Annotated in this window: 24 protein-coding genes; 12 read left to right on the top strand and 12 right to left on the bottom strand. The window is 55.2% G+C overall.

Going from position 1 to position 25,739, the window contains the following annotated elements; genetic code table 11:
- Nucleotides 1-17: 17 nt before the first annotated feature.
- A complete protein-coding gene (locus ACQY4Z_RS14500; protein WP_428522387.1) occupies nucleotides 18-950 on the top strand; it encodes a methyltransferase domain-containing protein in 933 nt (310 codons plus the stop codon).
- Between the two features lie 20 nt (nucleotides 951-970).
- Here the strand turns inward: ACQY4Z_RS14500 and ACQY4Z_RS14495 are convergent, their stop codons facing one another.
- From ACQY4Z_RS14495 to ACQY4Z_RS14480, 4 genes are all read right to left on the bottom strand, one after another.
- Nucleotides 971-1,189 (bottom strand): Flp family type IVb pilin, encoded by a 219-nt coding sequence (locus ACQY4Z_RS14495; protein ID WP_428522386.1) that lies wholly within the window; start codon nucleotides 1,187-1,189, stop codon nucleotides 971-973.
- 20 nt (nucleotides 1,190-1,209) lie between these two features.
- Complete coding sequence (locus ACQY4Z_RS14490; RefSeq protein WP_428522384.1) at nucleotides 1,210-1,617, bottom strand: (deoxy)nucleoside triphosphate pyrophosphohydrolase; 408 nt, start codon at nucleotides 1,615-1,617, stop codon at nucleotides 1,210-1,212.
- A 71-nt stretch (nucleotides 1,618-1,688) separates the two neighbouring features.
- The gene (gene argJ / locus ACQY4Z_RS14485) at nucleotides 1,689-2,930 is read right to left on the bottom strand and encodes a bifunctional glutamate N-acetyltransferase/amino-acid acetyltransferase ArgJ (protein WP_428522382.1); all 1,242 of its coding nucleotides are present in this window, start codon (nucleotides 2,928-2,930) and stop codon (nucleotides 1,689-1,691) included.
- A gap of 151 nt (nucleotides 2,931-3,081) precedes the next feature.
- The gene (locus ACQY4Z_RS14480) at nucleotides 3,082-3,930 is read right to left on the bottom strand and encodes a peptidylprolyl isomerase (protein WP_428522380.1); all 849 of its coding nucleotides are present in this window, start codon (nucleotides 3,928-3,930) and stop codon (nucleotides 3,082-3,084) included.
- Between the two features lie 284 nt (nucleotides 3,931-4,214).
- Between ACQY4Z_RS14480 and secA the strand changes: the two genes are divergently transcribed.
- Genes secA through ACQY4Z_RS14450 form a run of 6 tightly spaced genes read left to right on the top strand, consistent with a single transcriptional unit; the run spans nucleotide 4,215 to nucleotide 12,217 of the window.
- Entirely contained in the window at nucleotides 4,215-6,983 is a 2,769-nt protein-coding gene (gene secA / locus ACQY4Z_RS14475) for a preprotein translocase subunit SecA (RefSeq protein ID WP_428522378.1), read from the top strand.
- A gap of 60 nt (nucleotides 6,984-7,043) precedes the next feature.
- Complete coding sequence (locus ACQY4Z_RS14470) at nucleotides 7,044-8,165, top strand: glycosyltransferase family 2 protein (protein ID WP_428522376.1); 1,122 nt, start codon at nucleotides 7,044-7,046, stop codon at nucleotides 8,163-8,165.
- Nucleotides 8,155-8,586 carry a GtrA family protein gene (locus tag ACQY4Z_RS14465; RefSeq protein WP_428522374.1) on the top strand — a complete coding sequence of 144 codons (432 nt, stop codon included), beginning with the start codon at nucleotides 8,155-8,157 and terminating at the stop codon, nucleotides 8,584-8,586. Before ACQY4Z_RS14470 ends, ACQY4Z_RS14465 begins: the two co-directional genes overlap by 11 nt.
- A gap of 18 nt (nucleotides 8,587-8,604) precedes the next feature.
- Nucleotides 8,605-10,125 carry a glycosyltransferase family 39 protein gene (locus ACQY4Z_RS14460; protein WP_428522372.1) on the top strand — a complete coding sequence of 507 codons (1,521 nt, stop codon included), beginning with the start codon at nucleotides 8,605-8,607 and terminating at the stop codon, nucleotides 10,123-10,125.
- 43 nt (nucleotides 10,126-10,168) lie between these two features.
- Nucleotides 10,169-11,389 (top strand): adenylate/guanylate cyclase domain-containing protein, encoded by a 1,221-nt coding sequence (locus ACQY4Z_RS14455; protein ID WP_428522370.1) that lies wholly within the window; start codon nucleotides 10,169-10,171, stop codon nucleotides 11,387-11,389.
- Nucleotides 11,390-11,419: 30 nt separating this feature from the next.
- The gene (locus tag ACQY4Z_RS14450; protein ID WP_428522368.1) at nucleotides 11,420-12,217 is read left to right on the top strand and encodes an alpha/beta fold hydrolase; all 798 of its coding nucleotides are present in this window, start codon (nucleotides 11,420-11,422) and stop codon (nucleotides 12,215-12,217) included.
- An 89-nt stretch (nucleotides 12,218-12,306) separates the two neighbouring features.
- On the opposite strand, the gene ACQY4Z_RS14445 is transcribed toward ACQY4Z_RS14450, so the two are convergent.
- Together ACQY4Z_RS14445 and ACQY4Z_RS14440 are read right to left on the bottom strand one after the other, a co-directional pair.
- Nucleotides 12,307-13,491 (bottom strand): NAD(P)/FAD-dependent oxidoreductase, encoded by a 1,185-nt coding sequence (locus ACQY4Z_RS14445; RefSeq protein WP_428522366.1) that lies wholly within the window; start codon nucleotides 13,489-13,491, stop codon nucleotides 12,307-12,309.
- A gap of 116 nt (nucleotides 13,492-13,607) precedes the next feature.
- On the bottom strand, nucleotides 13,608-15,614 hold the full coding sequence (locus ACQY4Z_RS14440; RefSeq protein WP_428522364.1) for a methyl-accepting chemotaxis protein: 2,007 nt from the start codon (nucleotides 15,612-15,614) through the stop codon (nucleotides 13,608-13,610).
- Nucleotides 15,615-15,755: 141 nt separating this feature from the next.
- Here ACQY4Z_RS14440 and ACQY4Z_RS14435 point away from each other — a divergent pair, with 141 nt between their 5' ends.
- The gene (locus ACQY4Z_RS14435; RefSeq protein ID WP_428522362.1) at nucleotides 15,756-16,631 is read left to right on the top strand and encodes a DMT family transporter; all 876 of its coding nucleotides are present in this window, start codon (nucleotides 15,756-15,758) and stop codon (nucleotides 16,629-16,631) included.
- On the opposite strand, the gene ACQY4Z_RS14430 is transcribed toward ACQY4Z_RS14435, so the two are convergent.
- Nucleotides 16,628-17,512: a YihY/virulence factor BrkB family protein gene (locus ACQY4Z_RS14430; protein ID WP_428522360.1), complete on the bottom strand. Its 885-nt coding sequence runs from the start codon at nucleotides 17,510-17,512 to the stop codon at nucleotides 16,628-16,630. The two genes, ACQY4Z_RS14435 and ACQY4Z_RS14430, sit on opposite strands and share 4 nt — an antisense overlap.
- Before the next feature lie 155 nt (nucleotides 17,513-17,667).
- On the opposite strand from ACQY4Z_RS14430, the gene ACQY4Z_RS14425 reads away from it, so the two are divergent.
- Nucleotides 17,668-19,356, top strand: a complete 1,689-nt coding sequence (locus ACQY4Z_RS14425; RefSeq protein WP_428522358.1) for an acyl-CoA dehydrogenase family protein — start codon at nucleotides 17,668-17,670, stop codon at nucleotides 19,354-19,356.
- A 33-nt stretch (nucleotides 19,357-19,389) separates the two neighbouring features.
- Here ACQY4Z_RS14425 and ACQY4Z_RS14420 read toward each other — a convergent pair whose 3' ends face one another.
- Nucleotides 19,390-19,797: a DUF4399 domain-containing protein gene (locus tag ACQY4Z_RS14420; protein WP_428529565.1), complete on the bottom strand. Its 408-nt coding sequence runs from the start codon at nucleotides 19,795-19,797 to the stop codon at nucleotides 19,390-19,392.
- 198 nt (nucleotides 19,798-19,995) lie between these two features.
- On the opposite strand from ACQY4Z_RS14420, the gene ACQY4Z_RS14415 reads away from it, so the two are divergent.
- A complete protein-coding gene (locus ACQY4Z_RS14415; RefSeq protein ID WP_428522356.1) occupies nucleotides 19,996-20,376 on the top strand; it encodes a YkvA family protein in 381 nt (126 codons plus the stop codon).
- Here the strand turns inward: ACQY4Z_RS14415 and ACQY4Z_RS14410 are convergent.
- On the bottom strand, nucleotides 20,371-20,835 hold the full coding sequence (locus ACQY4Z_RS14410; RefSeq protein WP_428522354.1) for a translation initiation factor IF-3: 465 nt from the start codon (nucleotides 20,833-20,835) through the stop codon (nucleotides 20,371-20,373). The two genes, ACQY4Z_RS14415 and ACQY4Z_RS14410, sit on opposite strands and share 6 nt — an antisense overlap.
- A gap of 305 nt (nucleotides 20,836-21,140) precedes the next feature.
- Here ACQY4Z_RS14410 and infC point away from each other — a divergent pair, with 305 nt between their 5' ends.
- Nucleotides 21,141-21,680: a translation initiation factor IF-3 gene (gene infC, locus ACQY4Z_RS14405; protein ID WP_409687307.1), complete on the top strand. Its 540-nt coding sequence runs from the start codon at nucleotides 21,141-21,143 to the stop codon at nucleotides 21,678-21,680.
- A 17-nt stretch (nucleotides 21,681-21,697) separates the two neighbouring features.
- On the opposite strand, the gene ACQY4Z_RS14400 is transcribed toward infC, so the two are convergent.
- Nucleotides 21,698-22,645 (bottom strand): GlxA family transcriptional regulator, encoded by a 948-nt coding sequence (locus ACQY4Z_RS14400; RefSeq protein WP_428522352.1) that lies wholly within the window; start codon nucleotides 22,643-22,645, stop codon nucleotides 21,698-21,700.
- 94 nt (nucleotides 22,646-22,739) lie between these two features.
- Here ACQY4Z_RS14400 and ACQY4Z_RS14395 point away from each other — a divergent pair, with 94 nt between their 5' ends.
- Entirely contained in the window at nucleotides 22,740-23,579 is an 840-nt protein-coding gene (locus ACQY4Z_RS14395; protein WP_428522350.1) for an MBL fold metallo-hydrolase, read from the top strand.
- Between the two features lie 4 nt (nucleotides 23,580-23,583).
- Here the strand turns inward: ACQY4Z_RS14395 and ACQY4Z_RS14390 are convergent, their stop codons facing one another.
- Both ACQY4Z_RS14390 and ppk2 read right to left on the bottom strand, forming a co-directional pair.
- Nucleotides 23,584-24,594, bottom strand: coding sequence for a Gfo/Idh/MocA family protein (locus tag ACQY4Z_RS14390; RefSeq protein WP_428522348.1), 1,011 nt, complete (start codon nucleotides 24,592-24,594; stop codon nucleotides 23,584-23,586).
- 71 nt (nucleotides 24,595-24,665) lie between these two features.
- Nucleotides 24,666-25,571, bottom strand: coding sequence for a polyphosphate kinase 2 (gene ppk2, locus ACQY4Z_RS14385; protein ID WP_306149619.1), 906 nt, complete (start codon nucleotides 25,569-25,571; stop codon nucleotides 24,666-24,668).
- Nucleotides 25,572-25,739: the final 168 nt, after the last annotated feature.

Genomic DNA, 25,739 nt, shown 5'->3' with positions numbered 1-25,739 from the left:
CTGTTTGCAATTGACCTATGTCGACGGGAACGAAGCACAGGAAGGCGAAATCCGTGACCGCGCAACCCGAATTGTTTGATCGCGAACTGCTGCGCATCAGGCGCCAAAAAGCCCTAAAGAACGCGAAGCCCGGTTCTGACTTTTTGTTGAAAGTGGTTGCCGAAGATCTCGGCGAGCGGCTGTCAGCGATTACCCGAACCTTCGAAACGGCGATTGATCTCGGGGGACATTGTGGGCATGTCGAGGCATTGCTTCGAGCGACCGGCAAAGCAAAAACACTCTATAGGGCTGATCTCTGGCAACCGGACCCGCAGCTTGCAGCTCCCGCATTTGTCGCAGATGATGCGGTGCTGGCTCTAAAAGATCAGTCCGCCGATCTCATCGTGTCTGCACTTTCATTGCAATTCGTCAACGACCTGCCAGGAACCCTCATTCAGATCCGCAGAGCATTGCGGCCTGATGGACTGTTTTTGGCAACCCTTGCAGGTGCCGGCACATTGACGGAATTAAGGGATTGCCTGACCCGCGCCGAACTGGAGCTCAAGGGCGGTGCAGCAGCACGTGTCATGCCCTTCGCAGACACTCGCGATTTGGGCGGACTATTGCAACGTGCCGGTTTCGCATTGCCAGTCACCGACATGGATCCGCTCACTGTCCGCTACAATTCCATGTTTGATTTGATGGCTGATTTGAGGGCGATGGGAGCAACAAACATCCTCAAGGATCGCAGCAAAAAACCGTTGGCAAAATCAGTGTTTTTCAGGGCAGCGCAAATGTATGCCCAAGATTATGCCGACCCCGATGGGCGGGTCCGCGCAACCTTCAACATGGTCACCCTGCTCGGATGGACACCACATTCCAGCCAGCAAAAACCGCTCAAACCCGGGTCAGCCAAGACCCGTTTGGCGGATGCGTTGGGATCAATTGAGACCAAGTTGTCAGATCAATAACAACTTAGCACGCAGGGAATTTATGGTTGAGACGCGTTGCTGCTGCCAGATTGCATGGCATTGGAGATAGCCAAAAATACATCGTCCCGGATCGTTTCACCTAAGCCGATAAAGGTAATCAAGATGGCCACACCGACTGTAGCGACCATCAGCCCATACTCGACCATGGTGGCCCCGCTGCGGTCCTCCAGCAAATCGGCGATTTTGAAACTCAGAATATGCAATAACTTCCAGATCATTCAGACCGCCCTGCCAACACTTATATGCTCACCGCATCCATTAAGTGCGGAATAAGGGGCTCATCTGCAGCTGGCATCGGATAGTCCCGCAACCTCACAGCACGAACCCATTTGAGCGCCTGGTTCTCCTGACCGCGCGGAATACCCTCCCACCTGCGGCAGATGTACAATGGCATGAGAAGATGAAAGTCGTCATAAGTGTGGCTCGCGAAAGTCAAAGGGGCGAGACACGCTTCATTAACCTCGATTCCGAGTTCTTCGCGCAGTTCACGGATCAAAGTCTCCTCCGGGCGCTCGCCAGATTCGACCTTTCCACCCGGAAACTCCCACAAACCCGCCATCGATTTACCCTCAGGACGCTGCGCAAGCAGAATACGTCCATCAACGTCGACAAGCGCACAAGCTGCGACAAGCACGATCTTGGTCATTGTTCTTTGTCCGATTTTGACACAACTGCGACGGCAATTGATAAAGCCATCGCAAAAAAATTAATCGACGATCAACTTCTGTAGTCGCCGTTTATTTCCACATATTGCTTGGTCAGATCGCATGTCCACACGACGGCTTCGCCTGTCCCAAGGCCAAGATCTACGCGTATCGGAATGTTCTCTTCTTTCATCACAGCAGAGGCAGCCTCCTCGCTGTAAGAAGGGTCGCGCTCGCCCCCAACAGCAACACGTACATCCCCAAACCAAATAGCCAGCCGGTCGCGATCCGCCGGTTCACCTGCCTTGCCAACTGCCATAACAACCCTTCCCCAATTGGCGTCTTCACCAGCTACGGCTGTTTTCACGAGCGGGGAATTGGCGATCGAAAGGGCAACTTGCTTGGCGGACTGATCGGTTTCCGCGCCTTCAACAGCAATCTCGACAAATTTGCGAGCGCCCTCGCCGTCCCTGACGATCTGGTGAGCCAAATCCGTCATCACATCGGCAAGCACTGCCCGGATCACTTCGGCCCTTGGATCATCGACCTCCGCAATGGCAGCCACACCCCGCTTTTCTGCAGCGCCGGTCGCAAAGAACAGAACAGTGTCAGAGGTCGACGTGTCGCTGTCGACCGTAATGGCATTGAAGGAAGTTTCTGTGTTTTGCCCGAGCATTGCCTGAAGGACGCCAGGCGCAATGGCCGCGTCCGTGAAGACAAAGGACAGCATAGTCGCCATATCCGGGGCGATCATGCCCGCCCCTTTTGCAATCCCGTTGATCGACACGGTCTCGCCATCCAGATCGACGGTGGCTGTTGCCAGTTTCGGATAGGTGTCCGTCGTCATTATGGCTTGCGCTGCATCCAGCCAGCTGGCCTGCCCTTGCGCTGCCACCAGACCATCTGCGACGCCTTCGAACTTCTCCGCAGGAAGCGGTTCGCCAATCACACCGGTCGACGCGAGGTAAATGCTGTGGCGCGGACACCCAACCGCCTTTGAGACAATATCAGCGGACAGTTCAACGGCAGCCGCCCCTTTTTTTCCAGTGAAGGCATTGGCGTTTCCTGAATTGACCAACAAGGCCCGGGCTTGCCCATTACTCAGGATCTCCTTGCACCAGTCAACGGGTGCAGACGAACATTTGGATTTGGTGAAAACGCCCGCAACAGCAGTCCCTTCTACCAGCGACGCGAGTAAAACGTCCGTTCGGCCGGAATACTTGATGCCCGCTTCCACAGTTGCGAAAGTGACCCCCTCGATGTCCGGCATATCCGGATAGGATTTGGGCGCAAGGGGAGAAACGGTGGTCGACATGGGATCGGCTCCAGACTGCGTAAACGGGCTTTTGTTGTCCCTAGCTAGAGGCAGACGGGTCTGCAAGTCTTTTCAAAAAAGATGTCTTCTTCACCAAGTAAAAAACCCGGCAGCCGCAAGGCCACCGGGGATTTCTGAAACACAGCTCCGGTTACTCAGCAGCTGGTTTCTCAGATTCTGCATTGGCAAGCTGCTCATCCAGGATCTCGATGGCAAATTCGTCCTTCAGCTCAATCATGCGCGCTTCATAACGCTCACGCGCAAGCTGCTGACGCAAGTTTGCCTCAACGGCTTCCAAAGCCGGCTTTTCCTGCTGGCGCTTGTCTTCCACCTTGATGACGTGCCATCCAAATTGGGTTTCAACAGGCTCTTTGGTGTAGGCACCCGGCTCCAAAGCGAAAGCTGCCTCTTCAAATGGCGGTACCATCTGACCTTTTCCAAAGTAGCCAAGATCACCACCGTTCGGTCCTGAAGGGCCCGTCGATTTCTCTTTGGCCAATTCCGCGAAATCCGCGCCGCCATCGAGTTCTTCGATCAGGGCCTCGGCTGCAGCTTTGTCCTCGACCAGAATATGACGGGCATTGATTTCTTCCGGACCTACGAAATCAGCAAATTCCCTTTCATAGGCGGCCTTAACGTCCTCATCGGTGATAGCAGCATTGATCTTCTGGCCGAGATAGGCATTGCGCAATGCGCGCAGTTCGAGGAATTCGAGCTGTTTCTTGAATTCCGGATCCTGATCCAGTCCATCGTTCTTCGCAGCCAGAGCCAGCAGCTCCATGTCAATCATGACGTCGAGCAGCAACTGGCGCCATTGCGCCGGCGGAAAACGTTGCAGCTCTTGACCCAAGTCCTGAGCGGCAAACGCAATATCGGCTTCCGTAATGACCGCATCGCCTACCTTGGCAACGACATCGTCCGGTTCGGCCGCCGACAAGGAAGCCGATCCGAGCGTCAGCGCCATGAAGGAAATGGCAAGAGCCTGGACTGGCCTGCGCATCGAATTTCGGAGCATGAGAAAACCTTTACCTATGGGAACATATCTCTTTTATCCCTCGAAACACGAGGGCTCGGGTACATTGCCTATTCCAGCAGCGTTGACAAGCATTCACCCCCCTCTTATCTCTCGGGCGGCCCTGCTGCGAGGCTGGGATGGCATCTTTTCGGCCGCATGAGTTGGCCAGCGCGCTGCGCTACGTGTGCAACGTGTACAACAAATTGAGACGATTTCATGGGCAGGTGTCAGATTGCCAGTGACACCGACCGTAAAGGAAGGACCGCCACATGGCTGGCCTCGGCGCAATAGCACGTAAGTTATTCGGATCTTCAAATGACCGGAAAGTGAAGTCATTCCGGGCGAGAGTTGAGCAAATCAACGCTCTGGAAGCTGAGATCCAGGCTTTGTCGGACGAGGACCTTCGCGGCCAGACGGAGAAATTCCGTGACCAGCTGAAAAACGGCGTGTCCCTGGACGATATCCTTGCGCCTGCTTTTGCGACAGTCCGAGAAGCGGCCAAACGGGCCCTCGGCCAGCGCCATTACGATGTCCAGCTGATCGGCGGCATGGTTTTGAACTCCGGTCAAATCGCGGAAATGCGAACGGGTGAAGGTAAGACCCTTGTGGCAACGGCCCCTGTCTACCTGAACGCCCTACTGGGAGAAGGTGTGCACGTCGTCACCGTGAACGACTACCTTGCCCAGCGTGACAGTGAATGGATGGGACAGGTCTACAAGTTTCTGGGACTGTCTGTTGGTTGCATCACCCATGGCCTGTCGGATGAAGAACGCCGCGCGGCCTATGCGGCTGATGTCACCTATGGAACGAACAACGAGTTCGGTTTCGACTATCTTCGCGACAACATGAAACACGACCGTGCCTCGATGGTTCAGCGCGGTCATGCCTACGCCATTGTTGACGAAGTCGATTCAATCCTGATCGATGAAGCGCGAACACCGTTGATTATCTCCGGTCCCCTGGAAGACCGGTCTGAATTCTACAACACCGTAGATGCTTTTATCCCAAACCTTGTCGAAGAAGACTATGAGCTCGACGAGAAGGCCCGGTCAGCAACATTTACCGAAGCCGGCAACGAGAAGCTCGAGGGCCTGCTCGCAGAAGCAGACCTTCTGAAAGGCGATTCGCTGTATGACGTGGAGAACGTCTCGATCGTTCACCATCTGCAGCAAGCTCTGAAAGCTCACAAACTCTTCCAACGGGACAAAGACTACATCGTCCGCAACGGCGAGGTTGTCATCATTGATGAGTTTACGGGCCGCATGATGCCGGGCCGCCGGTTCTCCGAAGGATTGCATCAGGCGCTGGAAGCGCGCGAAAAAGTTCGCATTCAACCTGAAAACCAGACGCTCGCATCAATCACGTTCCAGAATTATTTCCGCATGTACGGCAAGCTTGCCGGCATGACCGGCACGGCTTCAACCGAAGCGGACGAATTTGCCGACATTTATAAGCTGGAAGTCGTTGAAATTCCGACCAATGTCGCCGTTAAGCGAGCTGATGATGACGATGAGGTCTACCGGACCTTCAAAGAAAAATTCAACGCGATCGTCAAACTGATCGATGAATGCAAGGAACGACGGCAGCCGATTCTTGTTGGCACGACCTCAATTGAAAAGTCAGAGATCCTCGCCGAGCTTTTGAAGCAACATGGCTACAAACAGATCGATTTGAGCGATCCGGCCGCCTTCGCGGCTGCGCAAAAAAAGGACGGCGGCAAGGCGAAGGTCTTTGCAGTTCTAAACGCACGCTATCACGAGCAGGAAGCCTTTATCGTTGCTCAGGCTGGTTTACCAGGTGCGGTCACAATCGCAACCAACATGGCCGGCCGTGGCACAGACATTCAGCTTGGCGGCAACGCCGACATGCAGATCGACATGACCCTCGGCGATATGCCGGAAGGGGAAGAACGCGCTGCGAAGGAAGCTGCCATTCGCGCCGAAGTCGAAGAGCTCAAGCAAGAAGCGCTGTCTGCTGGTGGTCTTTATGTGATCGGCACCGAACGGCATGAGAGCCGCCGCATCGACAATCAGCTGCGTGGCCGGTCCGGCCGTCAGGGTGATCCGGGCCACTCCAAGTTTTTCCTGTCGCTTGAAGACGACCTTATGCGGATCTTCGGTTCCGAGCGCATGGACTCCATGCTCCAGAAGCTCGGTCTTGAAGAAGGCGAAGCGATCATCCATCCGTGGATTAACAAAGCTCTTGAAAAGGCGCAGCAAAAGGTCGAGGCGCGAAACTTCGATATCCGGAAAAACCTCCTGAAATTCGACGACGTTATGAACGACCAGCGCAAGGTCGTCTTCGATCAACGTATCGACCTGATGGACAGCGACGCGATCCAAGATGCCGTGACGGATATGCGGCACGACGTGATCGACGACCTGGTCGCGAGCCACATTCCAGAACGTGCTTATCCAGAACAATGGGACACCGAAGGACTTCAGGAAGAAGTCCGCAAGTATCTGAATCTTGATTTGCCGATCAAGGACTGGGCGGCGGAAGAAGGTATCGCGGATGAAGAGGTCAAGGAACGGCTGACACGGACGGCTGACGAGGCCATGGCCCAAAAAGTCGCCAAGTACACGCCGGAAGTCATGCGCCGGGTCGAAAAGGCGATCCTACTTCAAACGCTTGATAATCTTTGGCGGGAGCATCTGGCCAACCTGGATCATCTTCGCTCTGTCGTCGGCTTCCGCGGATATGGTCAGCGCGACCCGCTACAGGAATACAAAACCGAGTCTTTCACTCTGTTTGAATCCATGCTGGCTCAACTTCGTCAGGTCACGACGGCACAGCTCCTCCGCGTGGAGTTGGTAACAGAGCAGCCGCCGGAAATGCCGCAGATGCCGGAGATGCATGAGCATCACATCAACCCGCTGACCGGTGAAGACGAAATGGCGCAAACAAGAGGTCAACCGCAAGCAAGCCGGGAACGCGATCCGAACGATCCTGCGACTTGGGGAAAAGTCGGCCGCAATGAGGCCTGCCCTTGCGGATCTGGCAAGAAGTACAAGCATTGCCACGGTGCGCTTGTCTAAGTCGGCGCAAACTCCCGATTAACCAAACTGCCGGTGTTCAGTTTTGGACACCGGCTTTTTTTGTTTGCCAAATTTGCAGCCGCGCGCTCCAAAAAGCTGGTGTTTCTTCATCTTTTCCGGCAGGTTGCCGCCAAGATCCAAACAGCCATCGTATCAATGCAGCCGAACCAAGCCCCAAGAATCTACGTCTCCCGCCGGAAGGATGCCCGGCCAGTAAACCCGATGATCAGCGTCATCGTGCCGGTCTACAACGAAGAAGACGTTATCGGTCACTTTCTGGAGGAGACCAAACGCGTTCTTGAGGAAACAGGGCTGCAATACGAATATGTTTTTATCGACGACGGCAGCCGGGATGCCACGGCTGACATACTGACGGATAGGCTTGCCAACGGCTTACCCGGACGGCTGCTCGGCCTCTCTCGGAACTTCGGCAAGGAGGCGGCCCTTTCTGCCGGTTTGGAGGCCGCCAAAGGCGACATCGGCGTCATCATTGATGCAGATCTTCAAGACCCACCCGAATTGATCCACCAAATGATTGATGGCTGGCGGGCCGGCTATGATGTGGTTTATGGCCTGCGGGTGGATCGAACATCAGACACACTGATGAAGCGGTCGACTGCAGGCATGTTCTACAAGGTCTTCAACAAGCTTTCGAACATTGACATGCCTCCGAACGCCGGTGATTTCCGCCTGATCGACAGGGCGGTAATTGATGCGCTGCTTCAGTTGCCGGAACGAAACCGATTTATGAAAGGTCTGTTTGCCTGGGTGGGTTTTCCCGCCATGGCTGTTCCTTATGAACGCCCCCCGCGGAAGGCAGGCGACGGCAAGTTCAACTACTGGAAACTCTGGAACTTTGCGCTCGACGGCATCACGGGCTTCACAACCATGCCACTGCGGATGTGGTTCTATGGAGGCGCTCTGGTGTCAATCCTCGCTTTCGCATATGCCATCTATCTGACCGTGAAAGTGATGATTTTCGGCATCGACGTCCCCGGTTATACATCTCTCATGGTCGCAGTCCTGTTTTTCTCAGGCATGCAGCTGCTTTCGATCGGTATGATTGGTGAGTATGTCACTCGGCTGTTCAACGAGTCCAAACAGCGGCCTGTCTATCTACTTCAAGACGTCATCGAAAGCAGGCAGGCCTCAGCCGCAAAAAAAAATGCCAATGACAGCTAATCCAAACCGGCAAACCTTGAAAACGGAAGCAAATGCTGCTGGAAAATTCGCGCTTGTCGGCATTGCGGCAACGCTGACACATGCTGTTGTTGCGGGCTTTCTACTGGAAAGCGGGTTACTTCAAGCAATGCTGGCGAATCTCGCCGGGTTCATCGTTGCCTTTGGCGTCTCTTTTGCCGGTCATTTTTACTGGAGCTTTTCGCATCTGCGCCAGAAGAAATCCGCTTTGAAAGCGATGTTGCGTTTTTTCCTCATCGCAGGCGCCGGTTTTGCATTGAACTCCAGTGTTCTGGCGCTTTGGTTGAAGCTCACACCGTGGCCGGATCTGCTTGGATTGATGGTTTCAATCGCCATTGTTCCAGGTCTCACGTTTATAGCGGCCCGTTTCTGGGCCTTTTCGTATCCCCAAGTCGGTCCGTAACGGGATTGGAGATTGTTGATGACCGCCAGCCGCGCTGCGCTTCTATATACGGGGGTCTTGTGCCTACTCTATGCGCTCCTGCCGAGCTTGACCTTTCCAAATCCACCACTGGATGTCGTTGAGGGATTTGCCTGGGGAAGAGATATTCAGCTTGGCTACACCAAACACCCACCGATGCAGGCCTGGCTCCTTGAACTCAGCTATCACCTGACCGGCGGGCACGCCTATGGGGCCTATTGGTTGAGCGCACTCAGCATCGGTGTGGGGTTCTGGTTCATCTGGCTGATTGCCCGGGAACTTGGATTTTCCGAAAGACAAGGGTTTTGGGCTATCGTCCTGACGAGCGTGACTTTTTACTTCACCCTCCCGGTACCGGAGTTCAACCCCAATATCCTCCAGATACCGATCTGGGCGGGAATGGTTTATCTCTTTTTGCGCGCTTTGAACTCAGGCGCAGCGCGATACTGGATCCTTCTGGGGGCACTCGCCGCCGTTGGCTTCTACACCAAATATTTTGTCTTCCTGTTGATCGGCACAATCGGCCTTTACGCCCTTGTTTACGCTGATGGCCGCAGATATCTCGCAACCACGGGGCCCTGGATTTGCACACTTTCGTTTCTTTTCGTGGTGGGGCCGCATCTATATTGGCTGTATGAGACAGACTTCCTGACTTTCCGCTATGCCATCGGCCGCAGCAACGCGGCGGGATCATGGGTCGACCACGTCTACAACCCGGCTAACTTCTTCGTGGCGCAGCTGGCCAATCACGCCGGATTGTTTCTGGTCGCTCTCCTGGGGTTCAGCTGGCAAACGCTAAAATCGGCAAAAATATCTTGGTCCACGAGCAACGACGCAGATCTGACTGCACATGCCGATAGGTTTCTTCTCTGGTTTTCCCTTGTACCTCTTGCCGTGGTGCTTCTGGCCTCTGCCGTGACCGGCAGTGAATTCAAACACATGTGGGGCACACCTCTTTTCGTTCTGTCCGGACTGATGGCTGTCCGGTACCTCCATATTCCTGCTCTTTGGTCAGCACCGAAACGCGCATTTGCAGGCACTCTCGTCATTCAGGCCATTTTTCTTGGTGTCCTCTTTGGGCAGGCTGTTCTGGAGCCCCTCTGGAAGACCAAACAGTCCCGTATTCATTATCCGGGCAAGGCAACCGCGGAATTCCTGTCTGACGTCTGGGAAAAGGAAACAGGTACGGAACTGGCGTATGTCGCCGGAGATGAGTGGACGACAGCCAATGTAACCCTTCATGCCCCATCGCGGCCTTCAATGTTTTTGGAGCACAACACAACATTGAGCCCGTGGATCGACTTGGATGATGTCCAGAAAAAAGGGGTGATGATCCTTTGGCGCGGCGAAAACTCAGGACCTGCAGGCCGGATTTTGGAACTCTATCCAAACGCCAGCGGCCAGGGCCAACACACGATGCCGTTCCACTCTTATGGCACCTTTCCCGACCTCATCCTCAATTGGATCATTGTACCGCCGGGAAGCGTCGCCACATCTGTAGACGAAGAACGCACCGATTAGAAAGCCTGATGGCAACAGCACGAAAAGGGTCTAACCTCCCCGCATGATCGACATGATGGAAATCGATGGCATCGAGGACTGGCTGATCGGCGAGGCCCTCGGCGACCCCGAGATGACACCTCTTTTTGCCGAGTTATGCGAGCGCCTGCGCCAATGCCACGTTCCAGTCGATCGCGCAATTCTTGTCTGGTCGACGCTTCACCCCATGATTGAGGCGGAAATCGCCTTTTGGGAAAACGGCGGCGAGGTCTACCATGAAAAGATCGAGCACTCCGAAGAAGATACGGAAGACTGGCTGCAAAGCCCCATTCGGGCAGTTTTGATCAATGAAGAGCCGATGCTTCGCCGGCGGTTGACCAATGCCAATGCACAAACCGAATTTCCGCTCCTGAACCGTCTGGCCTCGGAGGGTTACACGGATTACCTGGTTATACCGACCCACATGGAGATACCTGCGATCAAAGGTGAGTATCCAAACACCGGGATCATCCTAAGCTGGGCAACTCGGGAAGAAGACGGGTTTTCTGAAGATGCCCTCAACGCGATACACTATATCCAGAAACGGCTAGCCCTCGCTGCAAGGGCCGTGCTTCAAGGCCACATAACAAAAATCATCGCCGAAACATACCTCGGCAGCATCGCAGGAACCAAAGTACTGAATGGACAAATCCGCCATGGAGATGGCGAGACCATCGACGCGGTGATTTATTACAGTGACATGCGCAATTCCACGGCTATTGCAGATGCCCTGGGTCCCGAAGATTATCTCAAGTGGCTGAATACATATTTTGAAGCAACTGCTGGCGCGGTTCTCCAGCAGGGCGGCGAAGTCCTCGACTTTATCGGCGATGCGGTTCTGGGTGTCTTCCCAACACAAAAGGGATCACTCTCAGAAGCGGTCCAAAGGGCCATTGCGGCGGCGGATGAGACCCGGCGGAGGCTCCATGACATCAACAAAACCGTCTCCAGCGATCACACAATGAACGCAGGCATCGCTCTTTCGACCGGCCGTGTCATGTTCGGCAATATCGGCGTTGCAAACCGGCTGACCTTCTCGGTTATTGGTCAAACGGTTCACGCCGCTGCGCGGATCGAACATCTGACCAAGCGGATCAAGTCCGACGTTCTCATGACCAGTGAAATCGCTGAATTTGCGGGCGATCGCGCACAGAATACTGGAGCCTATGAGCTGGACGGCTTTACCGACCGCCAACCGCTTTTTTCACTTGAACCTCTGCCCGTTCCCGGCGCACCACACTCCTGATCTCAATTTCTTGATACCAAACGGATACCCATGACAGACCTTCGCCCAAATCCCCGCACGACCCTGCCCTTTCGCGAACAAGTCTGCGAGACCGGAGATGATGGTGCACCTGTCATCCTGCTCCATGGCTTTGGAGGCGACCGCCAAACCTGGGTGAACATTCAAACTGGCCTTGCCAGCCGCAAACGCTCTCTGGCGTTTGATCTGCCGGGGCACGGTGACGCTTTGGATTGGCCCAAGGTCGGTCACGCTGGGATTTCGGCAAAGGCCGTCACACAATCCCTTGAAGCGCTGGAAATGAAGCGCGTGCATCTGGTTGGCCACTCCATGGGCGGCGCTGTTGCCGCATTGGTTGCCCTGCGTGCACCGGAGCTGGTTGCCAGTCTTACGCTTTTGGCGCCCGGTGGATTTGGGCCGGAAATCAATCATCGGCTTTTGCGGCGCTATGCGGTTGCCTCCGAGACCGCGGAAATGGAAGTTCTTCTCGAGCAGTTCTTCGGCTGGGAATTCAAGCTTCCCAAATTCCTCGCAAAAACCGCTGCAGAAAGCCGGGCCCGACCAGGAGGCGCGGCAACTCTGTCGGCGATCGCCGACGAAATCATCGACGGCTCCGTGCAAAAGACTTTGCCGCGGGACGACATGGCAGCGCTTCCAATGCCGATCAAGGTGCTTTGGGGAACTCAGGACCGTGTTCTACCGACACGGCAGGCGCACAAGCTGCCTGGCATTGTTGCCACGCACATCTTTGAGCGCGTTGGTCACATGGTGCATCTGGAAATACCAAAAGAAACCACCCGCCTCATTCTTCAAAACGCGGCTGCAGAATAAGGCGCTCGGCCAGCCGACATGCTGAGGGGTCTTTGCAGGAGCGTTATCGATTTTCAACGCTAACGCTCCTGTATTCAATAGCTGATCGTCTATGCGTCCGGGAGCAAATCGTCCCGCCAGATCTCGCCGATCACCCGCCGCGCCATCATGTGCGAGCGCGGTGAATTGATGCTGTCGACCGCAATAAGTGCATTTTCTTTCAGATACGCAACGTAGAACTTTTTAGCGGCTAGGTCGCCGACAACGATTGTCTTGTCATACCCTTCCGACAGGCCCGCGATCTGCAGCTTGATTTCATACTGATCCGACCAGAACCACGGCAAGGGATCATAATCGACGTCCTGCCCCAGCAACGCCTGGGCCGCGACTTTGGCCTGATCAATCGCATTTTGGACGCTTTCCATCCGCACAGAGCGTGAATACCGCCCAGAATAAAACCGGGTGCAATCGCCAACGGCGTATATGTCCGGATCGCTTGTCTGAGCTGCACCATCAACAAGAACACCGTTGTCTGTATCCAGCCCCGCATCTGCGGCCAGTTGATCATTTGGCTCGGCGCCAACGGCGACAAGCACAAGGTCGGCCGGGACACTGTCCCCATTGCTCAGCTTGATGGATTCGACCGCCTCTCCACCCTCAAGCGCTTCAATGCCTGTGTTCAAACGCAGTTGAACGCCATTATCGGAATGCAGTTTCGCGAAAAAGCCCGACACAGTTTCGCTCACGACCCGCTTCATCGGCCGGTCCTGAGCTTCAATCACGCAGACATCCTTGCCGAGCGCGCGGGCCACTGCAGCGACCTCCAGACCGATGTAACCGGCACCGATGATGACGAGGTTCTGGCTCTTCGACAAACGGTCACGGATCGCATCAACATCGCCAATGGAGCGCAATGTGACCACGCCGTCTTTTTCAGAGCCTTTGATTGGAAGGAGGCGCGCTTTGGTTCCCGTCGCAAGGACCAGTTTTCCGTAAGATATGGTGTCGCCGTTTTCCAGCTGAACACGTTTTGCCGAACGATCGATCCCAACGACACTTGTGTTTGGGATGTGGTCGATAGTGTTGGTCGTGTAGAACGCCGGCGGCCGGAGCCAAAGCCCCTCGGCGCCAATTTCACCAGCCAGGAATTTTTTGGACAGTGGCGGGCGTTGATAAGGTGGATGAGCTTCGTCGCCAATGAGCCGCAACGCGCCTTCAAAACCGCCTTGACGAAGCGATTGAGCGACCTGGGCACCAGCTTGACCAGCCCCGACTATGACGATCTCGTCCTGCATCCCGTTTCACCTTCTTCGTGCAATCAGACTCGTCCCTAGCACGAAGAAAAGCCGCCCGCCAGCGGGGCATTAAGTCCCGGTTGGCAAAGCGGCTTTTGAAACTTCTCGCCTATGCGTTAGGCGCTGCGAACACCTTGCAGGAATGTCGCGATTTCCTGACGGATCAGCCCGCCCTGCTGAGACAGGGATTGCGCCAGTTTATCGACCTCAGCACCATTGGTTCGGGCGAGTTCTGCAGCGGATCCCACGCTCGTCATACGATCGGCTGCTTCATCAGACCGCTGAGACGCACTGGAAACGTTGTCGGAAATCTCTCGGACCGCCTGATCCTGGTGCTGAACGGAATCTGCAACCGAAGATGCCAGGTTTTCCATGTCGGAGATAATTTTGCTGACATCCTCAATGGCCTGCACAGCGTGACCGGACGATCCCTGGATGGCTTCAATCTGGATCGCGATCTCTTCCGTCGCTTTCGATGTCTGATCAGCCAATTGCTTGACCTCGGCTGCAACAACCGCAAAGCCCTTACCCGCTTCACCTGCACGCGCGGCTTCAATGGTTGCGTTCAGAGCGAGCAGATTGGTTTGACTTGCAATGTCCCGGATCAGGCTCATGACTTCGCCGATCCGTTCTGCCGCGCTGGAGAGCTCCTGCATGGTCGAAACCGTTGTGGAGGCACTTAAAACGGCTTGCTGAGCAACTTCCGTAGACCGGGTTGCCTGATTTGAGATCTCGGCAATCGAGGCTGCCAATTCGTCCGCAGACTGGGCTGCCGATGTGACATTTTCCGCAGCTGTTCTCACCGCACCCGTTGCACCAGACGATTGATCCGCCACATCGTCGGCCGCCTGTTCCATTGATTGGGATGTCTGGCGCAATTCGTCATTGGCCCGGTCCAGGCTGCCGAGCGCGTCAGTTACCGTGCCTTCAAACCGGCCGATAATGTCTTCCAGACGGGCGACACGTTCTTCACGGGCCTTGTTTTCCTGTTCCTGGGCTGCTGCAAGCTGCGATCTCTCGACAGCATTGTCCCGGAAGACCAAAACCGTCCCTGCAATGGCAGCAAGCTCAGTTTTCCCCTTTGCTTCCGGCAAGGCGATGTCTGTCTGACCACCCGCCAGAGCTTCCATGGCTTTCTGGAGATGCGCCAACGGTCCGGCTACCGATTGACCAACTAAAAATGCGATTGCGGGCAACAAGATCAGCAAACCAAGAATGGTTCCACCAATTGCATATGTTGCGATCGACCGGGCTGTCTCGAGTTGAGTGGCAGCCTGCGCCTGCAAGTCTTTTGCAGCGGCATTCAGGGCGTCGATGTGTGGCGGCACCAGTTGGAAAAGGTTTTCCAGGAGGGCGGTGCTGCTCGTCTCCTGCTCAACCGCTGCCGTATACTGGGCAAACGTCTCCTGATACGCCGTCATGTTATCGGCGAGCTCTTTCTTGATCGCATCTTGAATGTAGACCCTCTTCAGCAGTTTTTCGAACGCCGCAAACTGCTCATCGAAGACGCCGATTGCTTCGGGCGTGCTGTTGAGGGTGAATTCCTTTTCCGCGAGCTGCACAGCGAGAATAGCGCGCGCCAGCTTTTCAAAGTCCGGGCCGCCGCCAAACTTCATTTCTTCAAACAAACGATCTTTCACTGCACCAGTGAGCGAATCGAGGCGTGCCAGCTGCCCATCCTGGTTCGTATATCCGATTTGTTGCCGGACGCTGTCCAGCATCTCGAACGCGCCGCTTGTGCCCTCTAGCGTATCTTTCACATCGGCAACCTGGGCGGCGTAGCTCGCCGCGGCAGGATTGTTTTCCAGCTTGGCAACCAAATTCGTCGCGACAATCATTTCGGTGGTAAATCTTTGAAACGCTTCGGCAGAGGGCGCTGCAAAGTATTGATTTTCAATAATCTGCAGCCGTGCTGCCGTCTCAGAGAGCGCAGCCACTTCTTCGGCCAGATCGGCACTTTGGTTCATCCTGCTAAAAGCCGAATTCAGCTCGCCCTGGCTCCAGAAATAAACCCCGCCGATAATGACGAGGCCAACGACTGTCACAAGGCTGAGCGCCATAACCCGCACTTTGACCGAGAGTTTGGACAAAACTCCAAAAGTTGATTGCGCACCGATTGCCACTGGCTTATGTCCCCTGAGAGAAATAGTGTTTCCTCAGAGTTAGCTAAAATTGCCAATTTCCGGTTAATCTGAAAATCATTCTTTTTCATTTCCCCTCATCGACCACTTTGCTGGTTTGGCGAACCACCCCCGGAGATTGACTTGGCATATCTGGCCAAAATTGCCCCTGCGCTTTTTGTTCTTCTATGGTCAACCGGTTTTATCGGTTCAAAGCTGGGCGCGCCGTACATCGAACCAATGGCTTTCCTGACGGTCCGGTTCGCTGCGGTCTTGCCCATTTTGTTCCTTCTCGGTCTGTTTTGGGTGAAATCCTGGCCGAAGGACAAAAAGGCAATTGGCCACTGCATCGTGACCGGCATGCTGGTCCACGGGATCTACCTGGGCGGCGTTTTCTGGGCCATCAAGCAAGGGATGCCTGCTGGAGCTTCAGCGATTATCGTCGGATTGCAGCCGGTTCTGACAGCTATTTTTGCAGTTGGTATGATCGGAGAAGTGATCAGTCGCAAACACTGGATCAGTATGGCGATTGGCCTGAGCGGCCTCGGTCTTGTGCTTGGACCCAAGTTTGATCTAGCCGGGTCTGGCATCACACTCGTTACGATCAGTGTTGTCTTCTTTTCTGTTATCGCAATCAGTGTTGGCACGGTTTATCAAAAGCGCTTCGTACCCAACACCGATCTTCTGGCAGCAACCTTCTGGCAATATGTCGGCGCCCTTTTGGTCACAACACCACTCAGCCTTTTCGAGACTTGGCAAATCACGTGGTCGGGCGAGTTGATCGTAGCGCTTGCCTGGCTTGTTTTGGTGCTTTCGATCGGCGCAATCATGTTGTTGATGCTGCTCATCCGCCAGGGCGCGGTTTCGCAGGTGGCCAGCCTGTTTTACCTCGTGCCGATCGCAACAGCCATTGAGAGTTACTTCCTGTTTGGAGAAACCCTCTCAATGATCCAGATCGCTGGCATAGCTTTGGTGGTCGGCGCGGTCTTGATGATCCGCGCGGCTCCTAAACGGACCTAAGCCTGCTGCTGCCGACCCAATTGACGATTGCGGAAGGCACGTTGCCGCGCGATCGCGGCATTGAGCTCGCCGCCCAAGATGAAGGCGAGCGAGCAGATATATAGGAAGATCAGCGCGGTCATGATCCCCGCCAGGCCGCCATATGTTGAGACATAATTGGCAAACCGGGCGAGATACGCCCCGAAGGCACTGCCTGAAACGATCCACAAGAGCAGGGTGGCAATCACACCCGGCCAGATGTCTGAAAACGACCGCTTTCCAGAGGGCAGCAACCAGTGCGTCATGAAAAGCCCGACAATCAACAATGACCCGGCCAGCGTGTAGCGGGCAATGTTGATCGACAACAAAAATGTTTCGACCTGAGGCACAAATCCTCTAAGAGCCTCGATCCCAAGCGGCGCAAGAACGACAAGAAACGTATAGGCCAGAAGGATCACCGCGCCCAGGATCACAAGAGCCAGCGATTGAATGCGCAACAGGATAAATGACCGCTTTTCAACCTGCCGGTAAGCCCGGTTCAGCGCCGTTCTCAGCGCCTCGACCCCATTGGATGCAAACCACAATGCGGCCACCGCACCAAAGGTGAGCAAATCACTGCGCGGGACTGTCAGTACATTTTCGATTTCACGGACGACAGGAGCCGCAACAGTTTTCGGCCAGGCGTCGAAGACAAGTTCAGACACCGTGTCTGCCGCACCGACCATTCCAAAAAAACCCGCAAGAGACGCAATGAAGATAAGCAAAGGGAAAATCGCGAGCAGGCCGGACAACGCCACATGGCTGGCCATAGCAAAGCCGTCATCACGTGAAAAATGACCGATTGCATCTTTCAGCACAGCAAAAGACGCCTTGGCAAAAAGGTAAAGACTCATAGGTTTCATGTTGCTTGGCCGGGAGCTGTCGTCAAGTCTGTGCTCTCGTTATGACAGCCCCCTTCGAAAGACCAACAAGTTTTGGCTCGACAAAGCCCGGTGTGCGACGCAACATAGCTTCAAGAAAACGCGCGCGCGCGCAACAAATGAAAACGGAGATGCCAATGTCCACCGCAGCCGTGAAGGCCGCAGAAATGCAGCCGACTCTATCTGAGCGAACCAGCGCGATCGTCCATAAATTGGACGGTCTTCTGGATCTTGCAGCGCAGCGAGTGCGCGAACGCGTTACGGTGGACGGGCGGATTTCTTCCAGCCGGATGGAAGAAGAACAACGTGCAACACACGGGCTGGCGTGGCTCGCAACATATGTCGAAGCACTCCGCCAGCTCGATGCCTACGCACAGCGTTTGACGGAGAGTGGCCGCTACGGCGATTTGGAAGACAAGATCGTTCAGCTGGGTTTCGCGGAATACGTGGCGCAGATCTTCGGCGGCATCCCGATGAACCAGGGGGAATTCGTCCGCCTCGCCGATCTTGGCATTTCCGATGACGAGGTCCGCTCGTTCCGGACCGCAGACATGGATGCCGTCATTGCGACAGGCAACACCATTGAAGTTCGCGAAGGACTCACGGAGCTGATCCGGGCTCAGGCAGGACAGTCGACCTTCGGTGATGGCGGTCTTGATGAAACCATGGAGCAGATCCGCAACGAAATGCGGAAGTTTGCTGAAGACACCGTCGTGCCCAATGCCCATGAATGGCATCTGAAAAACGAGTATATTCCGCTCGAAGTCGTCAGCCAGATGTCGGAACTCGGCGTTTTCGGCCTGACCATCCCAGAGGAATACGGCGGTCTCGGCCTTGGCAAGGAAGCAATGTGTGTTGTCTCCGAGGAACTCTCCCGCGCCTATATCGGTGTTGGCTCGCTTGGCACCCGGTCGGAGATCGCCGCTGAACTCATCCTGTGTGGTGGCACCCAGGAGCAGAAAGAACATTGGCTTCCGAAAATCGCCTCCGGTGAAATCCTGCCGACCGCCGTTTTTACCGAACCGAATACCGGCTCAGACCTCGCCTCGCTCAAGACACGGGCGGTGAAGGACGGCGACACCTGGAAGATTTCGGGCAATAAGACCTGGATCACCCATCCGGTGCGCGCAGACATCATGACCCTCTTGGCCCGGACCAATCCGGCTGAACCCGGATACAAGGGCTTGTCGATGTTTATTGCCGAAAAGCCGCGCGGAACGGATGAAGATCCGTTCCCGGCAGATGGCATGACCGGCGGCGAGATCGAGGTTCTTGGCTATCGCGGCATGAAGGAATACGAGATCGCCTTCGATGATTTCGAAGTAAAGTCGGAAAACCTGCTGGGTCAGGTTGAAGGCGAAGGCTTCAAGCAGCTAATGCAGACATTTGAGGGCGCCCGAATCCAGACCGCAGCCCGCGCCATTGGTGTTGCGCAATCCGCACTGGATATCGGACTGCGCTACGCAGAGGATCGCGTTCAGTTCGGCAAGGCGTTGATCAGTTTCCCGCGCGTTTCCGACAAGCTCGCACTCATGGCGACCGAGACCATGATTGCCCGTCAGCTGACGTATTTCTCCGCCTGGCAGAAAGATTCCGGCAAGCGCTGCGACCTGGAAGCTGGCATGGCCAAACTGCTTGGGGCCCGTGTCGCGTGGGCCGCTGCGGACAACGCACTGCAGATCCATGGCGGTAATGGCTTCGCTCTTGAATACGCCATCTCCCGCGTACTGTGCGATGCCAGGATCCTGAACATCTTTGAAGGTGCAGCCGAGATCCAGGCGCAAGTTATCGCCCGCCGATTGCTGGAAACCCGCGGCAACGCATGATCAAACAATAGGGCGCCAATAGGCGCCCTTTTTCTATTCAACCGTGATCGTGATCCGCTCGGACATTACTGGCGGGTTGTGTGGGATGTGACTCCAGTCGCCCAAAACCAGCTGCAGCGTGTGTTCGCCGGGCGCCAACTCAACTGTGGTTTCGGTCTGCCCGCCGCCAAAGTGTTTGTGATTGTCATCGGCCGGGATGGCCTCGTTGAGTTCTTCGCCTTCGATCGTTTCATCGATAATCAAATGGTGATGACCGGTTTTTTCTTTTTCAACACCGGCCGGCGCCACGCCCATTCCGGTCAAACCGAACTGGATAAAGACCGGGCCTCTGACACTGTCACCGTCCTTCAAATTGATGAAATAGACCTTTGCACCGTCCGGGGATGGGGTTTCACCGGCATTTGCCGAAACCGCTAATGGCAAGACGAGGCACAAAGCCATCGCAGAAGATTGAAAATATGATCTCATAACGATCCTCCCGTTAAAGAAACGCCCCTCAGCCCAAGCATTACGCTTCTCATCACTGATGAAAGTGACAATAATCACACAAACACGCCAGGAACGCTTGGTAAACTTTATTTGTAATTCTGGCTCACATGCCCATATCACTTGTATGTCGCGAACAGGAATTACGTTGAAATGACCTCCTCATCCCCATTTGAAGATCTGGGATTCGACCCGGAAATTCTCGGACCGGAAGAGGAACAAAATGAAACGGTCCGTCAGAAACTGTTAAAAACAGCCCGGAAGGCGGCGCGCCAAGTTCCGTTTATGGAAGATGTTGTCGCCGGGTACTACTGTGCGCTTGATCCTGCCACGCCGACAAAGGTGCGCGGGACCTTGCTTGCTGCTTTGGCCTATTTTGTTTTACCGCTCGACGTGGTGCCGGATTTTATCCTGGGCGTCGGGTTTGGAGATGATGCAACGGTGCTGATGGCAGCGATTTCGATGATCCGGGCCCATATTCGGCCAGACCATTACCAGGCCGCCAGAGATGCTTTGGAGGACGGAGAACTATAAGTCTTCGTCCGTTGCTTTCTCGTCATGCGGTAGACCTTTTGTCCGCGGGTGCCAGCTCCCGGCGGTCCGTCCGGCAATGATCCAGTAAACAGCCCCGGAAACGAAGCCCGCTGCCAGCACAACCGGACTACCGGGCCTTAACCCAGCATCCGCTGTCCCATCAAGTGTCCAGAGTAGAAATGCGATGGCACCGGCGCTTGCAAGATAAAAAACAATCCCTGACAACCGCGCGATTTCGGAAACCAGTATGACACAAGCTGCAGGGACGAACGCAACAGCACCTACGACACTCGCAGTGACAAACGCCGTTCCGATCATGGCCGCAAACGCAGCGGGATCGGTCTCCGGAGATCCAGGCTGAAACAGCCCCCAGGACAAAAACAATCCGCAGGCGATAACGGCTATGACAAAGCCCACGATGATTTTGATGAGCTGCCAGATGAACAACGTTCCGTTCAATCGGATCTCCTGCTTCGGCAATGGAGGGTCAAATTGGCGCCCGGACCATCCAATTGCAAGACGCCACTGATTCCCAGCGTCGAGCAAGATTGAAAATGTAACAAGATCGCGCGCCGCTCAAAAAAGATCTGTCAAAGGCCCAAGATCGGTGTTTTTTGTTGACTTTTTGGGCGTTTGGCACGAGCTTAGGAGCTGGCGTTCAAGAAGACGCGGCGAGACCCTTGGAGCGAGCGTTCCGGGGCTGTTTGCGTATCTGAAACGGCTTGAAGGCCAAATAGACTGAAACCGCAGAGGAGTTTGCGACCATTCGCCGTCCGTTCCGCGCCCCGCCTCCCACGAAGGAAGGCCCGCGCACAAACCAAGAAATTCGCGTTCGCGAAGTCCAGCTTATTGACCACGAAGGCGCCAACCGCGGCGTTATATCGACCGAAGAGGCGATGGATATCGCCATGGATGCCGGTCTGGATCTTGTAGAAATCCAGCCGAATGCCAATCCGCCGGTCTGCAAAATTCTGGACTACGGCCGATACAAATATCAGGCACAGAAGAAAGCTGCAGAAGCCCGCAAAAAGCAGAAGACTGTCGAGATCAAAGAGATCAAGATGCGTCCGAACATCGACACCCATGATTATGAGGTGAAAATGAAAAACATGCTGCGCTTCTTCAACGACGGCGACAAGGTGAAGGTCACGCTCCGTTTCAGGGGCCGCGAAATGGCGCACCAGGATCTCGGCATGAAGCTTTTGCACAAGGTTCGTGATGAGACCTCGGAAATTGCCAAGGTGGAATCCCATCCGAAACTGGAAGGCCGCCAGATGGTGATGGTCTTGGCACCGCTGAAGTAAGCGACCCGCCAGAAACGTTACAGAACCCCGCCAATCGGCGGGGTTTTTTGTTGCCCATCGTGGCGGGCAAAGTGTTTGCGAAAGGCGTTTGGAGTGAGCCCCGTCAGTTTTGTGAAAAGCCGACTAAAAGACGGTGGATCCTGATAACCGACGGCAAAGCAGATATCCGATACAGTCCGGCCCGTTTCGATCAACAAACCCCTTGCCCGCTCTATGCGCAACTCTTGCAAGTATCCATTGGGCGTCATCCCTGTCGCAGCCTTGAACCGGCGCAAAAACGTGCGATCCGGCAGCCCGGAAGCGCTGGCAATTTCCTTAACGCTCAGGACATCTGCATATCGCGCGTCGATCAGGTGTTGTGATTTTAAGATAGCCGCATCGCCATGCCGCAGATGCGGTGAGAACCGCCTGAACCGGCGCTGGTCCCGGCGGCGCATATCGACGATGAAATAGCCAGCCGTGCGCGCCGCCACGCCGTACCCGAGAAATCGTTCGATGACCACCAGACCAAGATCAACCCAGGCCATCAAACCACCGGCCGTGATGAGGTCGCTGTATTCGATCAACAATTGATCGGTATTGAAGGACATGTCGGGGTAGCGCTTGGACAGTCCCTGCTCCAGCCCCCAATGCGTGGTTACCGGCCGTCCGGCAGCAATTCCGGCTTCTGCGACAAAGGTAACCCCGGTGCAGGCGGAACAGACAACCGCACCCTTCCCGTGCTGGTAAGCTGTGTATCCTGGCAGTTCCGGCACATCGGCTGCACGCACCTCCGATGCAGAGGGCGGCAGGATCAGTGCGTCGAACGACCAGCCTCCCGGCTCAAAGGTCGAGATCGTTTCAACGGCAACCGAATGCTCCGAAATACTTGCGGCATACCCAAGCACATCCTGAAGCCCCAGGACGGCTGATTGAAGACATCCCGGATAAGCCAAAATCGCCAAACTGTAGGAGCGTGCAACCATCTGGCGTATCTAGCACAAGATTTGTCATTTGCGCCAATCGCACTCATCGGCACCCTCTGTACATTTGAGGGCAATGGAAATTCATGGAGCTCTCATGTCAATTACAAGCACCACAAGTCCTCTGCACATCGGCGACATCGCAATCACGCCACTTTCAGATGGCCACCTCGATATTCCCGCCGCCTATTTCTCCAATGCAAGCGATGAAGAGATCCAGGCGGTCAGTCCGACCACACGATTTGGCGCAACATGCTGGCTGATCGAAACCGGACACAAAAAGGTTCTCGTTGATGCCGGGTCCGGAACTTGGCTAAAAGCGCGTTTTCCCGAGACCGGATGCATCACGGCAGCGGGCTCATCCCTGATAAACGCGGCCAACGACATTACAGACATCATTCTGACTCACATGCACGCCGACCACATCGGCGGCCTGGTTGCGGATGGTCAAAGCCTCTTTCCAAACGCAACAGTCCATCTCCAAAACAGCGAGTGGGCGTTCTGGACCGACGAAAATCTTGTAGAGGCCGTGCCGGAGGACAAAAAACCCATCGTCCACCTGATCCAATCCTTGGCGCGCCCAATCGCCTCCCAAATCAGACTTCACGACGGGAGCGCCGACCTGGAGAATGGAGTTCACGTCGCCGGTGCTCCCGGACACACGCCCGGCCATCAGATCGTCAGGATCTCAAGCGGCGGCAAGCAAGCGATGCTGCTCGGGGACGCCTTGGTGTCCGGCGCTCTGCAGTTTACAAATCCTGACGTCCACTATGCTTTGGACAGCGCTCCTGAGACTGCGGCAGCAACCCGGAAAACTCTGTTTGCAGAACTCGCCGCCGAGCAGATCCCTTTCGCGGCAACCCATCTTGACGCCCCGGACTTCGGCACTCTGACAGCAACCGGTAGCGGCGGATACCATTTCAAGCCTTTGGCTTAGGGCTTTAGCTGAGGGACACCCAACCACCGTCCTTTGCGGATTGAAACAACGCATCCAGAACTGCCATGTTCTGGATTGCGTCCTCGACTCCATAAGGAAGGGGTACTTCACCAAGAATGGCACGGCCGAAGACATCTGCCATTTCGGCATACTGATCGCAGGGTGCGATGGTCTCGGTCACCACGGACCCATCTCCGAGCTTTGACCCGTCATCGAGCCTCAATTCGGTCGCCCCGCCTTGCGGCGCGTTGACGGGAATAAGAAGTTCGAGCCGCTTCTTCGTTCCAACAAGCTGGAAACGCTGGTGCGGCGTCAATTGGGTGGACACGGTGAAACTCAAATGACGGCCCTGCCCGAAGTCCAGCATGGCACTCGTTGTCCGGTCGGTTCCGAATTCCGGATCCCGGTCGATCAGCGCAACAACACGGTGCGGCTCAGCGTCAAAGAAATACCGGCCGGCCAGCATCGTGTAGCAACCGATATCGAGCAGCGCGCCACCGCCTATGTCGGCATTGTTGCGGATGTTCGCCGGATCCGCGTTGAAATAGCTGAAGAACCCCTGGATCGCTTTCAACTCGCCCAATTCTCCGGACCGGACCAAATCACGAGCACGGATCCATTGCAGATGGGCCCGCACCATAAAGGCTTCCCCAATCAACCGGCCTTCCTGCACACGCAGAAGCTGACGGGCCTCGTCCGCGTTGAGGGCGATCGGCTTCTCGCACAGAACATGTTTTCCGGCAGCTGCCGCCGGCAGGGTCAACGGAACATGCAGATGGTTTGGAAGCGGATTGTAGATCGCATCGATATCCGGATCGGCCAGAAGGTCCTCGTAGGTCCCATAGGCTTTGGGAATTCCAAGCTGATCGGCCGCGTCCTGGGCACGCTCGAGGCCGCGGGAAGCAATAGCAGCAACATGTCCGGTCTGGGACGATTTTATCCCAGGAATGACCTTCTCCCGGCCAATTTTTGCCGTTGACAGAACGCCCCACCGGATTTGCTTCGTGCCACTCATGTTAGTCTCCTGCAACTCAAACAAAAATCCCGGCCAATGGCCGGGATTGCCAATTTCTTCCACCAAAACAATCAGTATTTATCAGGAACGTAAAGGTGTTCCGGAAGAACTTTGCGCTCGTAATCCGGGTTAAACCGGCGTTCCGGCAGGGTGATTGGATCATGCGGCACGTCTTCGTACGGCAGCATCGACAAGAGATGGCTGATGCAGTTGAGGCGGGCCTGCTTTTTGTCATTTCCTTCCACGATGAACCACGGCGCTTCAGGAATGTTGGTCCGCTCGAACGTCTCTTCCTTGGCCTTGGTATAGTCTTCCCAACGCACGCGGGATTCAAGATCCATCGGCGACAGCTTCCACTGCTTCAACGGATCATGAATGCGCATCAAAAAGCGCAGCTGCTGCTCTTCATCGGTGATGGAGAACCAGTATTTGATCAACCGGATGCCGGAGCGGACCAGCATGCGCTCAAATTCCGGCACGTCGTTGAAAAATTCCTCGACCTGATCTTCGGACGCAAACCCCATCACGCGTTCAACGCCTGACCGGTTGTACCAGGAGCGATCGAACAGCACCATCTCACCAGCCGCCGGCAGATGCGGCACATAACGCTGGAAGTACCACTGGCTCTTTTCGCGGTCTGACGGTGCGGGCAAGGCAACGACACGAGCCACCCGCGGATTAAGGCGCTGCATGATCCGCTTGATCACACCGCCTTTGCCAGCAGCATCCCGGCCTTCGAATATCACGACGATCTTTTCGCCCGTGTGCTGGACCCAGTCTTGCAGTTTCACCAGCTCTGCCTGGAGCATCAACAGCTCGTGGAAATAGGTTTTCCGGTCGAGGGGGGATTTGTGCTTCTTGTCAGCAATGTACTGAAGATCCTTGGCGATCAGGAAATCATCGATTTCCATCTCGAGTTCTTCATCCATGCTGTCGGCCCACTCGTTTTCCACCCAGGTCTTGGCGTCCTCACTCATCCGACTGTTCCTTATGCATAATTTAAACGCGTCTCACCTGCACTGAGAGCCCGAAATCCATGACAGGAGTTTGACACTAGCGTCAGTCAATGAACCGTCGCAATGCGCTCCCTCAAAGTCCACACCTCGATATTCGCTTGCTAAATAAATGAACGTTCATTAATATGA

It is taken from the genome of Roseibium sp., assembly GCF_965276855.1.
Classification (GTDB): domain Bacteria; phylum Pseudomonadota; class Alphaproteobacteria; order Rhizobiales; family Stappiaceae; genus Roseibium.
Note: the sequence above shows the minus strand (reverse complement) of the source record. Positions and strands in the feature narration are given on the sequence as shown.

Bases quoted from the DNA above. Each gene is read 5' to 3' on its own strand.
- ACQY4Z_RS14455 (WP_428522370.1), top strand. From the start codon at position 10,169: ATGATCGACATGATGGAAATCGATGGCATCGAGGACTGGCTGATCGGC.
- ACQY4Z_RS14490 (WP_428522384.1), bottom strand. From the start codon at position 1,617: ATGACCAAGATCGTGCTTGTCGCAGCTTGTGCGCTTGTCGACGTTGAT.
- secA (WP_428522378.1), top strand. From the start codon at position 4,215: ATGGCTGGCCTCGGCGCAATAGCACGTAAGTTATTCGGATCTTCAAAT.
- ACQY4Z_RS14450 (WP_428522368.1), top strand. From the start codon at position 11,420: ATGACAGACCTTCGCCCAAATCCCCGCACGACCCTGCCCTTTCGCGAA.
- ACQY4Z_RS14460 (WP_428522372.1), top strand. From the start codon at position 8,605: ATGACCGCCAGCCGCGCTGCGCTTCTATATACGGGGGTCTTGTGCCTA.
- ACQY4Z_RS14395 (WP_428522350.1), top strand. From the start codon at position 22,740: ATGTCAATTACAAGCACCACAAGTCCTCTGCACATCGGCGACATCGCA.
- ACQY4Z_RS14390 (WP_428522348.1), bottom strand. From the start codon at position 24,594: ATGAGTGGCACGAAGCAAATCCGGTGGGGCGTTCTGTCAACGGCAAAA.
- ACQY4Z_RS14465 (WP_428522374.1), top strand. From the start codon at position 8,155: ATGACAGCTAATCCAAACCGGCAAACCTTGAAAACGGAAGCAAATGCT.
- ppk2 (WP_306149619.1), bottom strand. From the start codon at position 25,571: ATGAGTGAGGACGCCAAGACCTGGGTGGAAAACGAGTGGGCCGACAGC.
- argJ (WP_428522382.1), bottom strand. From the start codon at position 2,930: ATGTCGACCACCGTTTCTCCCCTTGCGCCCAAATCCTATCCGGATATG.
- ACQY4Z_RS14495 (WP_428522386.1), bottom strand. From the start codon at position 1,189: ATGATCTGGAAGTTATTGCATATTCTGAGTTTCAAAATCGCCGATTTG.
- ACQY4Z_RS14480 (WP_428522380.1), bottom strand. From the start codon at position 3,930: ATGCGCAGGCCAGTCCAGGCTCTTGCCATTTCCTTCATGGCGCTGACG.
- ACQY4Z_RS14400 (WP_428522352.1), bottom strand. From the start codon at position 22,645: ATGGTTGCACGCTCCTACAGTTTGGCGATTTTGGCTTATCCGGGATGT.
- ACQY4Z_RS14430 (WP_428522360.1), bottom strand. From the start codon at position 17,512: ATGAAACCTATGAGTCTTTACCTTTTTGCCAAGGCGTCTTTTGCTGTG.
- ACQY4Z_RS14425 (WP_428522358.1), top strand. From the start codon at position 17,668: ATGTCCACCGCAGCCGTGAAGGCCGCAGAAATGCAGCCGACTCTATCT.
- ACQY4Z_RS14420 (WP_428529565.1), bottom strand. From the start codon at position 19,797: ATGGCTTTGTGCCTCGTCTTGCCATTAGCGGTTTCGGCAAATGCCGGT.
- ACQY4Z_RS14415 (WP_428522356.1), top strand. From the start codon at position 19,996: ATGACCTCCTCATCCCCATTTGAAGATCTGGGATTCGACCCGGAAATT.
- ACQY4Z_RS14500 (WP_428522387.1), top strand. From the start codon at position 18: ATGTCGACGGGAACGAAGCACAGGAAGGCGAAATCCGTGACCGCGCAA.
- ACQY4Z_RS14445 (WP_428522366.1), bottom strand. From the start codon at position 13,491: ATGCAGGACGAGATCGTCATAGTCGGGGCTGGTCAAGCTGGTGCCCAG.